The 14715-nt window shown below is 30.7% G+C and carries 11 protein-coding genes and 10 tRNA genes; 16 read left to right on the plus strand and 5 right to left on the minus strand.

Annotated elements, in window-relative coordinates; genetic code table 11:
• Positions 1 to 89: 89 nt before the first annotated feature.
• Entirely contained in the window at positions 90 to 809 is a 720-nt protein-coding gene (locus OC535_RS01140) for an N-acetylmuramoyl-L-alanine amidase family protein (protein ID WP_227053649.1), read from the plus strand.
• Between the two features lie 271 nt (positions 810 to 1080).
• Here OC535_RS01140 and OC535_RS01145 read toward each other — a convergent pair whose 3' ends face one another.
• The 3 genes from OC535_RS01145 to OC535_RS01155 form a co-directional block, all read right to left on the minus strand.
• On the minus strand, positions 1081 to 1560 hold the full coding sequence (locus OC535_RS01145) for a putative ABC transporter permease (RefSeq protein ID WP_024721025.1): 480 nt from the start codon (positions 1558 to 1560) through the stop codon (positions 1081 to 1083).
• Positions 1561 to 1844: 284 nt separating this feature from the next.
• On the minus strand, positions 1845 to 3086 hold the full coding sequence (locus OC535_RS01150) for an IS256 family transposase (RefSeq protein WP_498822983.1): 1242 nt from the start codon (positions 3084 to 3086) through the stop codon (positions 1845 to 1847).
• An 84-nt stretch (positions 3087 to 3170) separates the two neighbouring features.
• On the minus strand, positions 3171 to 4283 hold the full coding sequence (locus tag OC535_RS01155) for an IS30 family transposase (RefSeq protein WP_498822984.1): 1113 nt from the start codon (positions 4281 to 4283) through the stop codon (positions 3171 to 3173).
• A 251-nt stretch (positions 4284 to 4534) separates the two neighbouring features.
• Between OC535_RS01155 and OC535_RS01160 the strand changes: the two genes are divergently transcribed.
• From OC535_RS01160 to OC535_RS01185, 6 genes are all read left to right on the plus strand, one after another.
• A tRNA-Ile gene (locus OC535_RS01160) sits at positions 4535 to 4611 on the plus strand.
• Positions 4612 to 4633: 22 nt separating this feature from the next.
• Positions 4634 to 4710: transfer RNA gene (locus tag OC535_RS01165), tRNA-Ile, on the plus strand.
• 19 nt (positions 4711 to 4729) lie between these two features.
• A tRNA-Ala gene (locus OC535_RS01170) sits at positions 4730 to 4805 on the plus strand.
• A 58-nt stretch (positions 4806 to 4863) separates the two neighbouring features.
• Positions 4864 to 5619, plus strand: a complete 756-nt coding sequence (locus OC535_RS01175; protein ID WP_498822985.1) for a putative ABC transporter permease — start codon at positions 4864 to 4866, stop codon at positions 5617 to 5619.
• Complete coding sequence (locus OC535_RS01180) at positions 5619 to 6980, plus strand: MATE family efflux transporter (protein WP_498822986.1); 1362 nt, start codon at positions 5619 to 5621, stop codon at positions 6978 to 6980. Before OC535_RS01175 ends, OC535_RS01180 begins: the two co-directional genes overlap by 1 nt.
• Before the next feature lies 1 nt (position 6981).
• Positions 6982 to 7977 carry a PTS sugar transporter subunit IIC gene (locus tag OC535_RS01185; RefSeq protein ID WP_227053741.1) on the plus strand — a complete coding sequence of 332 codons (996 nt, stop codon included), beginning with the start codon at positions 6982 to 6984 and terminating at the stop codon, positions 7975 to 7977.
• A gap of 44 nt (positions 7978 to 8021) precedes the next feature.
• Here OC535_RS01185 and OC535_RS01190 read toward each other — a convergent pair whose 3' ends face one another.
• A complete protein-coding gene (locus tag OC535_RS01190) occupies positions 8022 to 11219 on the minus strand; it encodes a DEAD/DEAH box helicase (RefSeq protein ID WP_498822987.1) in 3198 nt (1065 codons plus the stop codon).
• A gap of 114 nt (positions 11220 to 11333) precedes the next feature.
• Between OC535_RS01190 and OC535_RS01195 the strand changes: the two genes are divergently transcribed.
• A tRNA-Thr gene (locus OC535_RS01195) sits at positions 11334 to 11409 on the plus strand.
• A gap of 121 nt (positions 11410 to 11530) precedes the next feature.
• Here OC535_RS01195 and OC535_RS01200 read toward each other — a convergent pair.
• Positions 11531 to 11606, minus strand: a tRNA-Lys gene (locus OC535_RS01200).
• Positions 11607 to 11724: 118 nt separating this feature from the next.
• On the opposite strand from OC535_RS01200, the gene OC535_RS01205 reads away from it, so the two are divergent.
• The 8 genes from OC535_RS01205 (at position 11725) to OC535_RS01240 (ending at position 14390) form a co-directional block, all read left to right on the plus strand.
• Positions 11725 to 12411, plus strand: coding sequence for a hypothetical protein (locus tag OC535_RS01205; protein WP_027089443.1), 687 nt, complete (start codon positions 11725 to 11727; stop codon positions 12409 to 12411).
• Between the two features lie 137 nt (positions 12412 to 12548).
• A complete protein-coding gene (locus OC535_RS01210; protein WP_027089444.1) occupies positions 12549 to 13418 on the plus strand; it encodes a hypothetical protein in 870 nt (289 codons plus the stop codon).
• Positions 13419 to 13564: 146 nt separating this feature from the next.
• Positions 13565 to 13640 (plus strand) — tRNA-Asn (locus OC535_RS01215).
• A 1-nt stretch (position 13641) separates the two neighbouring features.
• Positions 13642 to 13717, plus strand: a tRNA-Glu gene (locus OC535_RS01220).
• A 4-nt stretch (positions 13718 to 13721) separates the two neighbouring features.
• Positions 13722 to 13797, plus strand: a tRNA-Val gene (locus tag OC535_RS01225).
• Positions 13798 to 13809: 12 nt separating this feature from the next.
• Positions 13810 to 13885 (plus strand) — tRNA-Thr (locus OC535_RS01230).
• A gap of 8 nt (positions 13886 to 13893) precedes the next feature.
• Positions 13894 to 13977, plus strand: a tRNA-Leu gene (locus OC535_RS01235).
• 95 nt (positions 13978 to 14072) lie between these two features.
• A complete protein-coding gene (locus OC535_RS01240) occupies positions 14073 to 14390 on the plus strand; it encodes an XRE family transcriptional regulator (protein WP_027089445.1) in 318 nt (105 codons plus the stop codon).
• Positions 14391 to 14715 lie beyond the last annotated feature (325 nt).

Raw genomic sequence — 14715 nt, forward strand, 5'->3', positions numbered from 1 at the left:
ATAATAATATTTTTTGAAATTAAATTGTATTAGTGTTTGGTTTGGGCATTATTTAATGGTTTAAAGCATATATTTAGATAGGTGATTTTGTGAAAAAAACATATCTAATAATTGCAATAACTGTTGTCATATATATATTCACTAAATGTTTTTATTTAAGTAGTCCAGTAGCTGTTAGTAAAGAACTAACGTTAGAAGGGGTATCGGTGGTAATAGATCCAGGACACGGCGGTCTTGATAATGGTGCTAGTGTGGGAAAAATATATGAATCAGAATTGAATTTAAAAATATCATTTGCATTAAAAGAAGAATTGGAAAATCGAGGTGCTAAAGTGTATATGACACGAGAAGATGATCAAGATATGACAAAACGTAATTATAATTATTCTAAGCAGGATGATATGTATTTACGTGTAAAAAAGATTGATTCATATAAGAGTGATTATCTGATAAGTATTCATTTAAACTCAGCACCAACTTCAAGTGCATGGGGATCGCAAGTGTTTTATTATAAAAATAGTGAAAAAGGTAAACGTCTAGCAAGTGAAATTCAAGCGGCAATGGTGGAAGTGACAGGAAGTCCTAAGCGAATATCCGGTGCCAGTTTTAGGGTATTGAGAGCAACCCAAACATTAGGAGTACTGATTGAATGTGGATTTATATCTAATGCTAATGAACGAGGGCAGCTTCAAAGTTCTAAGTATCATCAAAAGCTGGCAGTAAAAATTTGTGATGGTCTAGAAAAATATCGGGAAAAGTATCCTGAAGATACAATTAATGAAGAGGATTATGAAAAAATATTAAATTAATACTTTTTATAAATGATATAGATTTAGATAATATAAAAATAGTTGAGATCATTAAGGGGTTCTTACTCGATAATGGGTAATTAAAAAAGAAAAGATTTCAAAAAATGATCATATTTAATAATTATTTAAGAAATCTCTTTTTTAATGTTTACCCTAAAGTAAGAAAGAACCCATTAAGGAATCTTAACTATTTTTGTTTGATAAAATATATGCAGTTGTAGCATAAAAAAATAATCTTAAAGATACTACATCATATAGTATCTTTAAGAAATTAATGATTATTATATCTATAATTATAGAATTGATACATAATAATTAGTACATATATAAGGGCTATAACGTTAAGAAAGTTATAGTTTAGATGAATTAAAATACTATTAATGAATGGATCGATATAATTGACAAGAATTATTCCTAGAATTCCCCACATCAAACTATAAAACATACAAATTCTACCAGAATAATTATGAGAAATTTTAGAATAGTTCCAGATCTGGATATTTGAATCTTTTGATAAGAAATAATGTGTCAGATATTCTAATGCAGTACAACAAATTAGAGAATAAAAAAATGTGTCGAAATTATTTTGATAATAGGGAACGGTCTTTAAAATCAATAGTGCTCCAAAACCGTATATAGGAATGAAAGGTCCTTTTAATAACCCTGAAAAATATATCTTACGTTCTAAAATAGATACATATATAGATTCCATAATAAAACCTAAAAAAGTGTATATAGCAAATTTTACCATTATTACCTCCTGTAATATAATTATGAAAAAAAATAAAAAATATGCAAAATTGTATTAAAACTTTATGTTGTGATAATAAAGGAGTAAAAAGAGTTTATATTTTTGCCCGAATTGCAAGCAGAGAGTGGAAATAAGATAAAAAAGTTCTAATTTTTATAGAAAATCGTATTTTTAGTTATACCAATTTTAGCCAGTTCGGGAATGTCAAGAAATTTGTGTAAGTAATTTTATTAAATTGTCAAAGAACTATAGAAATGACTTATATCGAGTATATATAGGTCATTTTATTTTTCTAAATATTTTTGGATTCTTGTTGAAAATCTATCATCCATCATTAATTGATTCATAACCATTGCCCAATTTGATACACGCCCACCTGACCATTTTTTCGATAATTCAAGAACTCTTAAATATAACACTTTTAATACCGCTGTCTCATTTGGAAATGCTCCTTTTTTTATGACCTTTCTAAAACTTGAATTGACACTTTCAATTGCATTGGTTGTATACATAACTTTTCTGATGGCTGATCCATAATCAAACAGCTGTTCTACATGATGAATGTTCCTTTCCCATACATCAACTGCTCCCGGATATTGTTTCCACTCATTCTTGAATGTTTCAAATGCGTTTTTGGCCGCCTTTAAACTAGGAGCTCCATAAACTTTTTTCAATGATTGTGTAAATCGCTTATAATCCTTGCTTGGGACATATTTAATAGAATTCCTTATAAGGTGGACAATACATCTTTGTACCACAACATTGGGAAATATTGCTTTCGCACCATCTTCAAGTCCACTAACACCATCCATAGATATAAAGAAAACATCTTCCACACCTCTCGCTTTGATTTCATCAAAAATCTGCATCCATTTATGCTTGCTTTCTGTCTCGTTTAACCATAACCCCAGTATTTCCTTGTTTCCATTGATGTCATAGCCTAAAACAGCATATACAGCATATTCCTTTACCTCATAATCATTTCTTACTGTCACATATAAACAGTCAACAAACAAGAATGCATAACATTGAGATAGTGGTCGGTTTTGCCAGTTTTCCAGTTCAGGAATGATAGCATCGGTTATATCGGAAATCATTTCATGAGAAACCGAAAATCCATAGATATCTTCAATTGTGGTTGATATATCTCTTTGAGACATTCCTTTTGCATACATTGAGATGACTTTATTTTCAATGTCCGAAACATCTCTCGTTCTCTTAGGAATAATTTGCGGTTCAAAAGATGCCTCCCTGTCTCTAGGTATATTAATATCTAATTCTCCTCTTGATGTTTTTATTTTTTTAGGAGAATAACCATTTCTTCTGTTTAATGTCTTTTTTTCTTCTTTACTGTTAGATGCATAACCAAGATGGTTGTTCATTTCTCCCTGAAGCATTGATTCAAATAATGGTCCAAAAATATCTTTTAAAGCTTCATCCATATCCTGTGCTGATTGTGGATTATAAGTATCAATAATTTGTTGAGCCAAAGCTACTGTTTTTGGATCTCTTTTTATTCTTGCCATATTTCATTAACCTCCATATTTTTAATTTTGATAATAAGAAAAGTGTGTAGCAGTAATATAACACATATTACTTACTTACACACTTTATTTTACACTCCCGCCAGTTTCTTTGACAAATAGCTGTTCTGCAGGAAGATAACCAAGTATCTTCCTTTTCTTTTGATTGATTTTTTGATTAATATCTAATGTTTTTTCTTTATCTATTGTATTAATATCAGTTCCTTTCTTTATAAAATATCTTATAAGTCCATTGCAGTTTTCATTTGATGCCCTATCACATGAATGATATGGTCTCCCAAAATAAATCTTTGTACGCTGTTCTTTTGATCCTGGTTTCTTTTCCATATCCTTCCATCTGGCAAATTCATTTCCATTATCGAATGTAATGGATCTGAATATTTTCTTAAAATCGTCACTATAAAATTTATGAAGCTTATTGATCTGCATATAAACTTTTTTAGAAGATTTTGATGTAATAGGAATCATATAATAGAATCTTGTTTTTCTTTCAATCAGGGTCAAATAGGCACCATTTTGTCCATCTCTTGGACCAGTGACAAGATCACCTTCCCAGTGACCAAATTCCTCTCTTGTATCAACGCTTTCAGGTCTTTCCATGATAGAAGTTCCCTTCTGTCTTTTAGGGATATAAGTTTTCCAGTTCTTTTTCGTCTTTCTTCTTAGCATTCTAGGCAGATCAATTGGTTTTATCGAAACTTTTCCTTCGTGTATGTAATTATAGAAAGTCTTAGTAGAAACAGTTACCATATTTTTAATTTTATCTTTTTCATGAAGGCGAAGATAATTGATAGTCTCATCAACAGAGGAAAGTCTATTTGATTTCATTTCATTTTCAACGAGAGTGATAAAATCATGAGCCTTATGAAGTTTAGAATTGTTAGGGGTCTTATGGATCTTAGATCTTTTTTCAAAGGCAGCCAAAGCAGAAAGTTCAGTACGTTCATTAAGATAGGTATCTCTAACAGTGATAGTGGCATCCTTAATGATAGAATAGACATTAGAGACAGAAGTACCAACAGAAACAGCCAAATAATGAATGAATTGAGTTTTACCGATATTACGCTTATGACCAGAATGCAGAGCGTTAAAACGAATAAGTTCATTAACAATAAATTCATAATGAAAAAACTGAAGGTGTTTATTTTTAGATTTTTGTGATATAGTATAAGTGTTCATAGAGAGTCTCCTTTATTAGGTTTTGGTCGACTAAAATAATACGACTTCTATGAACATTTTTCATGTAAAAAATTAAAAATTGAGACTAGAGGGAGTTGGCGGCGAAATGTAATGATTGGCTAGCCAATCATTACATTACCTTAATTCCAGTTTCATTTTACAATACACAGTTTATATTTTTGTCAAAAAATATAATTAAACTATTGACGATTAAAAATATGTGTGTTATTATATCTTGGCAGTCGATTGATGGGCCTGTAGCTCAGTTGGTTAGAGCGCACCCCTGATAAGGGTGAGGTCGATGGTTCAAATCCATTCAGGCCCACCATTAATTAATTGCAATAATATATGGGCCTGTAGCTCAGTTGGTTAGAGCGCACCCCTGATAAGGGTGAGGTCGATGGTTCAAATCCATTCAGGCCCACCATATATATTTATAGTTAATTGGGGCCTTAGCTCAGCTGGGAGAGCACCTGCCTTGCACGCAGGGGGTCAGCGGTTCGATCCCGCTAGGCTCCACCAATTTGAATATTTAGTCTGCTTAGGCAGGCTTTTTAATTATTTTAAGGAGAAAAATATGATGAATCATGTAATAATTTTGATTGTATCTTTTTATATATATAGCTTTATGGGTTGGGTTTGGGAATCTATTATTTTGCCACTGGCAAGAAAAGAAGTGCCTTATAATAGAGGTTTTTTAAATGGCCCATGGATACCGATTTATGGTTTTGGAGCAATGTTAGTAATTATTTTGTTTGATATACATCAAATTAGTTACCCAATTCATGTTTTATTTTTAAGTAGTGGTGTCGTTGCTTGTTTACTGGAATATCTTACTTCATTTGTTATGGAAAAGTTATTTCATCGACGCTGGTGGGATTATAGTCAAAAGGCATTTAATATAAATGGACGAGTTTGTTTAGAGGGATTTCTTTGTTTTGGTTTATTTAGTGTTGTGGCGATAAATTATATTCAGCCTTTTTTTACTAAAGAGTTGTTAAAAGTTAATGAAAATATATTATTTATTATTAGCGGTATTTTAACGATCGGCTTTATCTTTGATACGATCATATCTACGCACATTGCTTTAGATATAGAGAAGAAGCTGGATCTTGTAAAACAGATTTTAGAAGAGCGGGAAGAAAAAATTATTGCTGAATTAGAAAGAGGACATGCTAAAACTTTAGAAAAATTAGAGAAAAAAGGTCTTGAATGGCGAAAACAACAATTGTTATTAAAAACATTATTGAAAAAGGAGAAATTGTTTAAATATCGTCATCGGCGTTTGATTAGAGCGTTCCCACAAATAATAAAAAAGAAGCGAGGTGATGATTAGTGTTGAAAAAATATTTTGGGACAAAACAATTTTATAAAGAAGTAACGACGATTGCACTTCCGATAATGGGACAGCAGTTTATTACTACTTTTGTTAATTTGATTGATAATGTTATGATTGGTAGTGTTGGTAATATTGCGTTAACTTCTGTAACGGTAGCGAATCGTTTCTTTTTGATTATGAATTCGATTTTATTTGGGTTATGTGGTGCTGCAGGAATTTATATTGCTCAATTTTATGGTGCAAAGAAAAAGAATAAATGTCAGGAAGTTTTTAATATAAATATGGTTTTTTCGCTTGGGGCGGCTATATTTTTTTCTTTATTATTATTTGTAGTTCCTAAGTTTGCGATCCAGCTTTTTTCACAAACACCAGTAATTGTTGAAGAAGCCGTTGCTTATCTTAAGATTGCAAAATTTACGTATGTTCCTTTTGGAATCTCTTTTACTTGTATGATGGCGTTAAGAGCAGTTGGAATCAATAAAATTCAATTAAAAGTAGGGACTGTTGCGGTACTTACAAATACATTATTAAATTATTGTTTGATTTTTGGGCATTTTGGATTGCCTAAAATGGGAATTCAAGGGGCAGCTATTGCAACATTGATTGCAAGATTAGTAGAAATGACCATTTATTTAATGGTGTTGATAAAGAAACGACATTTCTTTAAATTTGATTTAAATGGATTATTGCATATTAATACGGATTTGCTTGTTAATATTGTTCATAAAGCTATTCCGTTGACTTTAAATGAAATTTTATTTTCTGTTGGACAAGCAATGGTTTTTAAATCATATATTAGATGTGATGAATATTTAGTTGCTTCTATATCTGTCGTAGATACAGTTTCTAATATTATGTTTATTGCTTTTGGGGGATTATCTTCAGCTGTGTCGATTATGATTGGAAATAAATTAGGTGCTGATCAACTCGATGAAGCTAAGGATAATGCTAGAAAATTATTGTGTTTTTCACTAATGGTTTCTTTGGTAGTTGGAACCTGCTGTTTTTTGGCAGCACCTTTTGTACCGAATTTATATAATGTAGATGTTTCGATAAAGGAAACGATCGTAGCCTTGCTTAGAATAAAGTCGATAATAATTAATGTATATGCTTTTAATGTGTGTATCTTCTTTATATTGAGGGCTGGTGGTGATGCTTTAAGCACAATGATCATGGATAGTGGTTTTTTATGGCTGGTAAATGTATTGGTTTCAACGTTGTTATCAATGTTTACGGAGCTACCATTAGTTACTTTGTATATGATCGTGGAAAGTTTAGATTTTATTAAATTAATAATTGCGATATATTTTTTGAAAAAAGAGCGTTGGGTCAAAAATATTGTAGTAGTAGGAGAGTAGAATGAAAAAAGAAAATTATTTTATTAAAACGCTTAATGGAATGGCATATGGCTTTTTTTGCAGTTTGATAATTGGAACGATTTTAAAACAGTTAGGAAGCTTTACGCAAATTAATGAGCTAACTGCATGGGGGCAAACAGCAACGTATCTGATGGGACCGGCAATTGGTGTAGGAATTGGTTGTGCGGTGGACGCTAAAGGATTAAATCTGATTGCGGCTATTATTGCAGGAAGTATTGGTGCAGGAACTTTTAATGGCAGTGCAGCGACGACAGGTAATCCTATAGCGGCGTATGTTGCGGTAATTGGTGCAATCGAAATAACTCGTTTTGTTCAAGGAAAAACACCGATAGATATTTTACTGGTACCTTTTACTGCGATTATTGTAGCCGGGATAATTACAATTATTGTTGGACCATATTTAACGAAATTGATTTTAGGAATTGGTGATTTGATTAACCAAGGTGTAAATATGCAGCCAATTTTAATGTCAATTGTAGTTGCAGTTTTGATGGGAATGGCTTTAACGGCACCGATTTCTAGTGCGGCAATTGGGGTGATGCTGGGATTAAATGGTTTGGCGGCTGGTGCTGCTTTGGCAGGATGTTGTGCTCAAATGATTGGTTTTGCGATGATGTCAATAGAGGATAATGATATTGGAGAAGTGATTGCAATTGCGATTGGAACGAGTATGCTGCAGTTTAAAAATATTGTTCAAAAACCAATTATTTGGATTCCACCAATTATTGCTAGTATCATTATTGCTCCGATATCGACTTGTGTATTAAATATCTCATGCACACCAGTTGGTTCTGGAATGGGAATGGCTGGGTTAGTTGGAATATTAGAAGCGATTAATGTAATGGGAAGTAGTTATTGGATTCCGGTTATTGTTATTGATATAATTGCACCAGCTTTTATTTCTTGGACTAGTTATAAAATGTTAAAGAAATGTGCTTTGATAAAGAGCGGAGATTTGAAATTGAAACAGTTTTAATTGAATATAAAAAAGAAGCAGCATATAATGTTGCTTCTTTTGTGTTAATCAGTTGAAAATAACGCAATAATATCATTTGTAGACATTTTAGTGATACTGCCGTTATTGTTTTCGATAAAGATATTAGATAAATCTTGTTTTTGTTCTTGAAGTTTTTGAATTTTTTCTTCAATACTATTTTTCATAATTAATTTATATACTTGAACATTATTTGTTTGACCAATGCGATAAGCGCGATCAGTCGCCTGATTTTGAGCCGACATGTTCCACCATGGGTCATAGTGGATAACGATAGAGGCTGCGGTAAGATTTAGACCTGTACCGCCGGCTTTTAAAGAAATCAAAAATACATTAGTGTTATCGTTTTGGAAGGCGTTAACTAATTGATGTCGTTTGATCTTATTTGTTGCTCCTGTTAAAACATAATAAGAAATATCTTCGTTACGAAGTTCTTTTTCAATTAAATCTAATGAAGTTGTAAAAGAAGAAAATAATAGAACTTTTTGATTATTCTCTTTAGCTTTTTTGATGATATCCAGGCATGCTTTCATTTTAGAACTAGGTTCTTGGATTTCTTTATACAATATTCTAGGTTCACAACATAATTGTCGTAATCGTGTCATCATTGATAAAATTTGAATTTTATCAACGTGTTCAATATCTAAGGCGGTTTTTAATTTGCTGTTTATTTGACTTAGATTAGCGATATATAAGTTTTCTTCTTCTTTAGAAAAAGCGATTTTGATATTGTTTTCAATTTTGTCTGGTAATTCATCTAATACATCTTGTTTAGTTCTTCTGAGAATAAATGGTTCAACCATCTTTTTTAAACGCAGTTGGATTTCTTTGTCTTCATTTTGAATAATTGGTCGTTCAAAATGTTCTTTAAAATAATTATAACTAAATAAATAGTTGGGCATTAAGAAATCAAATATTGACCATAGTTCAGCCAAAGAATTTTCAATTGGTGTACCAGTTAGTGCAAAACGATGTATACCGTTTAGTTCTTTAACGGCTTTAGCGTTTTTTGTTGCTTGATTTTTAATGTATTGTGCTTCATCTAGAATAATATATTCAAAGTAATGATCTTTATATAAATTATAATCTCTTCTTAAATAATCGTAAGAAGTAATTATAACATCGTAATCATTGATTTGTTCGATTAATTTTTTACGTATAGGTAAAGTTCCAGTAATGCATAAAACTTTTAGATCATTAGAAAATTTTTTGATTTCATCTTGCCAATTTAGAATTAATGTGGCAGGAGTAATGACAATACTAACTTTATCATTTGTTCTAGTGTTTTCTAAAACAGTGATCATTTGAAGCGTTTTACCTAATCCCATATCATCAGCCAAGATTCCGCCAAATCCGTAATCGCTCATAGTTCTTATCCATTTATAGCCTTCGCATTGATATTCCCTTAGGATGTTTTGATACGATTGGGGGATAAGATAGTTGTTATTATTACAATGAGTCAATTTATCGATTAATTCTTTGAACTGTGTACTTCGTTCAAAGTTAATGGAATCTCGATCTAAGGATAATTGGTTTAAGAACAGTGCTTTAGATTTATCGATTAAGATAGAGCCATCCTGAATATTATTTTCATTAAGATTTAAGTCTTGGATTAGGCTATATGCTTCGCTTAAGCTTTTATCTTCTAGATTTATGAAATCACCATTTTTTAGGCGGTGATATGATTTTTTTCTTTGAATAGAATGAAGAATTTCTTGGATTTCATCTTTTGAAACATTAATACTGTTTAAGTCTATTTCTAGTAAATCGTTTTTCAATCGAATACCTATATTCAAAGAGATATTTTTAGGTTTGTTGATATTTTTGATATCTTCGCTTACGAATACTTCACAGTATTGATTTAATTTAGGGAGAATATTTTTTATAAAATAATAAACATCTTCATCATTATTTGTGATTAGATACATTTTAGTTAATTCATCATAATTTGCATAATTTTCAATCAACACTAAAGCTTTATCAACATTTAATGGAAGTTTGGTTTCATAACTGTCGATATATTTACCGTCAAATAAAATATTTCCATTTTCATCACGATATTCTAAATTGATAGTTAGATCGCCAAAATTATTTAAATCAATATACGCTAATAAAGTAATTACGCTTGGCATATAGTCATCGATATTTGCTCCTGTAATAGAAATATATGGTAATATCTGATCGATAATATATTTTCCAAAGTATCCAAAATCTTCCTTAGATACAATTAAATTTTCTTTATCCAGCTTAGATAAGAGATTTTTAGTTATTTGTGACATTTCTAAACTATAACGATTTAAAATATTATCTTTTAAATAATAAATATATTGATTTCCAAGAATTAATTGCCCTTCTAAAGGAACAAGTGAGATTTCAAAATAATCTTCCTTGTCTTCGATATTAATAGTAAGATTTTTTAAATCGATAGTTGTAAATAATATATTTATGTTTAAATTTGTTAAATATGTTTCAAAGAAATCATCTATATTATATTTATTAATATCAATTGAACGATAGCGTTCGATCTCGTCAATAAATTCACTATTATCTTTAATAAAATCTATTTGTTTTAAAGCTTCTTGACTAAATGATTTACGATTATGATCAGTAATTAATTTACTGCCATATGTAAAGATTTTATGATAGCGGTAATTATTTATAAATTCTTTTAAGTTTTTAATTAAGTAAGTTTTAGTGTTTCCGATACGGTAATTGATTAAAATTCGATTAAATGAATAATTTATATTTGGAAAAAGTTCTATTAAAGCATCGTTGGTTATGCTTATTTCTTTTTTATCTACATATTTTTCAATAAGTTTTTTTGATTCTTCAATTTTTGTTTGAATCATTTTTTCTTCACGAATGCGTTCAAATTCTTCGAATTTTGCACGATAATCAATTTTTTGATTAAATTGGAATGGGATATCTGACATTTCTAGACTGTAAAACTTTAGTAATAATACTCCAATATGACCACAGGCTAATTCGTTTGGGTGGCAATTATGACAGCTGCACTCAAAAGTAACGATTTTTCCACTTGTATCAACGATAATATGACTAGTACTGACGCGACCATATATTTCTACAGTACCATCAATATGATATTCATTACCTTGCTTTAAAACAGACATGTTAGTAATCACATTGTCTTTGTAGTAGTTATGAGCAGTTTTCCAGTTTTTTTCATTAAATATTCTATTTATCTCATCATCTTTTATATACATGTTCTTTCCCTCCAATGATTTATTATATCATCAATTTAATGATTACCAAATAGAAATTGTTTAAGAAAATAATTATTTATTATTTTAGAGAATAATGCTATAATATTTACAGATGCCGGTATAGCTCTAACGGTAGAGCAATCCACTCGTAATGGATAGGTTGCTGGTTCAAATCCAGTTGCCGGCACCAGTTAAATGATAAAAACTACCTGATTAGGTAGTTTTTATATGGTCAAAGTATATTTTACAAAGATAAAATTAGTTTTTTTATATATAAAAAGATGAATTATAATTCATCTCAATTTGTTGAATGGTGACCCGCAGGCGATTCGAACGCCTGACCCTCTGATTAAAAGTCAGATGCTCTACCGGCTGAGCTAGCGGGTCGTATTTAGCAGTGCCATATAAAAATAGCATATTTTTAGAATGTTGTAAAGCGATTTTTTAAATAATTTGCTATAAATATAGAATACTGTTATAATTTAGTTATGAATGGAGGGAAAAAATGAAAAAATCACTCAAATTATTGATGATATTTGTCATTGCTTTAGCGTTAACGGGATGTGTTAAAGTTCGTTGTCAAATCAATATTACTGATAGGGATGATGCTGATATTATTATGGCTGTTCTTTTTGATAAAGAAATACTAGATACATATCAGATGAGTCAGGATAATATTAAAAGTCAATTACAAGAAGAAGGAAATTTTAAAAATTGGGAAATTAAAGATGCTAGTGAGACGATTGATGGAAAAAAGTATTTAGGATTTAATGCAACAGCACCAAAAGAAGTTTCTGAAAAAATATTGGAAGATTTAACAGTTGAAGAAAATCAATATACTTTAAAATTAAAAGGTTCAGATTTAGATAAAACTATAAATACTAACGAATTTGAGCAGTTAGGATATTCTACTGATAAATTAGAAGAAATGGGAGTGGAATTTAGCATTAAAATTTCTATGCCTGGAAAAATTAAAAGTTCTACATTTGGAGAAGTTAAAGATGGTGTAGTGACGATTGGTTTAAAAGATTATGAAAAGTTATCAGATGGTGTTGAAATTGTTTCAGAAACATCAGAACCTTCTAGTAATACGGGATTAATTGTTGGTGTTATAGCAATAGTGATCGTTGGAGCAGGTGCTTTCTATTTTTATAAGAGAAAAAGTAAATCTAATAAAGATAATTTGGAATAAATTTTAAGATAAAAGGTTCGAAGGTATAAATTTTCGAGCCTTTTAAAATAGGATTTTTTTATATTATGAGTATATACTTTTCTACATAATTTTAATTTGAATAATGCTTTAATAAAATAAAAAAGGATATTTAAATTATGAAAAACAAATGGTTAAGTATAATGATTGGGATGATAATGCTTGTAGGGTGTGTTAAACAAGATACTGAAAATATGGTTTCGATATCTAAGATTGATATAACTGAGCTTAATGCACAAAGAAAAGTTAGTAAAAATGTAATTGATTTTGAAGATGATCAACAAGGTAAATATGATTTGTTGAAGCTGATGATTAATAGTGTTGATTATTATAATTTGGTAAGTGGAAAAATGTGTGTTACTTCATCATATTTAGATAATCAAACACAAATAAAATATGAGTTTCAAATTAATATACCAGAATATCGATCTTTTGTTTATCAAATATCTTCAAGTGGATATAGTGAACAGGTAATGTTTAGAGATAGTAAGAATATGTATTTTTTTACTGGTAACAGAGAGGACCTGGATAATTTTAGTTTTGAAGAATTAATTAATAAAAAAGAAATCAGTATTGAAGAAATAGATAAAGATGATAATTTATTCAAGTTTGCAAAATGGTCTTTAGAAGAGCGATTTAATGATATCAATATATCACGAGTTGCTAATGATTTATATGGTGATGTAGCACCGTATTTGTTGCCTGAGGATATAGCGTTGAGACAATTAGGGGTTAGTTTAGAAAATTTTAATATTAAAGAAAAAAATAATTTTTTGAAAAGAGAGGTGTTTTTTGTAGAAGGTAAAATAAAAAATGATTTGTATGTTGAAGGAGGAACCGTATCTTTATTGGTGGACAAAGAAACAGGAATAGTTTTAAAGTATGTTCGTAGTAGTAATAATAGTCGAGTAGAAATGAAAATGGAAAGTATTTCAATAGATGGTGATCATGAAGAAGACTTATATGAAAAATATATTAAAAGTAGTTAAGAAAATTGTATAGATTGACTTGTCAATCTGTACAATTCTTTAAAGCAGTTTCATTTTATAATACCTAGCACAGAAAAAAATAAAAAAATGTAAAAAAAGTATTGCATATAATTTACATAAATGATATTATATTAGGGCACCAAGTTGCTTGAATAGCTCAGTTGGTAGAGCAATCGGCTGTTAACCGATCGGTCGTAGGTTCGAGTCCTACTTCAAGCGCCATGGCCTGTTGGAGAAACGGTTAACTCACATGCCTTTCACGCATGCATTCACGGGTTCGAATCCCGTACAGGTCACCATTTTGGAGGTTTAGCTCAGTTGGGAGAGCATCTGCCTTACAAGCAGAGGGTCAGCGGTTCGAGCCCGTTAACCTCCACCATTAATATTATAAGCCGGCTTAGCTCAATTGGTAGAGCAACTGACTTGTAATCAGTAGGTTGAGGGTTCAAGTCCTTTAGCCGGCACCATTTTATATGCGGGTGTGGCGGAACTGGCAGACGCACTAGACTTAGGATCTAGCGCCTTCGGCGTGCAGGTTCGATTCCTGTCACCCGCACCATTATTTATAAAATTTACTCAAGTGGGTAAGTTATCGTTCGATAGCTTACCCACTTTTTTTCGTTTTTAAACGATATTTCAAGGAGGTGAGATAAAATGATTGTCGATACTAAAAAAAGCGATACAGTGGAAGAAAATAACCTTAGAGCAGAGCGTTTGTTTGAATTGATGAAAGTCAATCTTATTCCGTGGATACGGGATCTGTTAAAAGAAAATGAAATGCAGCCCAGCGACATTGAAAAGATGTTTGATAAAAAGAAAAGGATGATTTCTAATGCTATGAGAGGTGATTATCAGCCGTCAATTCAGTTTTATATAAAAATGGGAATTGTCTTAGATAAATCTCCAGGAGAGGTTCTTGACAGTGTTATCCTTTACGAACAAAAAAATAATATGAAAAAGAAAAAAACTTAAATTAATAATAACTCTGTTTGGCGACAAGGGCTATTAATTTAAGTTTAAGCAAAAACACGAATACCCGGATTGTATCGAAATTCAAAACCGCTCAATCACCGCTCGATCCTCGATCCATGCTCCACACTGCACACTGCACTGTCTACTGCACCATGTACTACACCGTGTACTACAACCGTGTTTTGTAAAAAAATGTATTTAATTAATACAAAATGATTATAGCAAGATTAATAGACTATTTCAATGATTTCAGTACTGAAAATACGGTCTGAAATAAAAAAAACATTAAAGCAGAGCTTTAATGTCTATTTAGGAGGACGAAGAA

Source organism: Clostridium sp. Marseille-Q5894 (genome assembly GCF_946902305.1).
Lineage (GTDB): Bacteria > Bacillota_I > Bacilli_A > Erysipelotrichales > Coprobacillaceae > Thomasclavelia.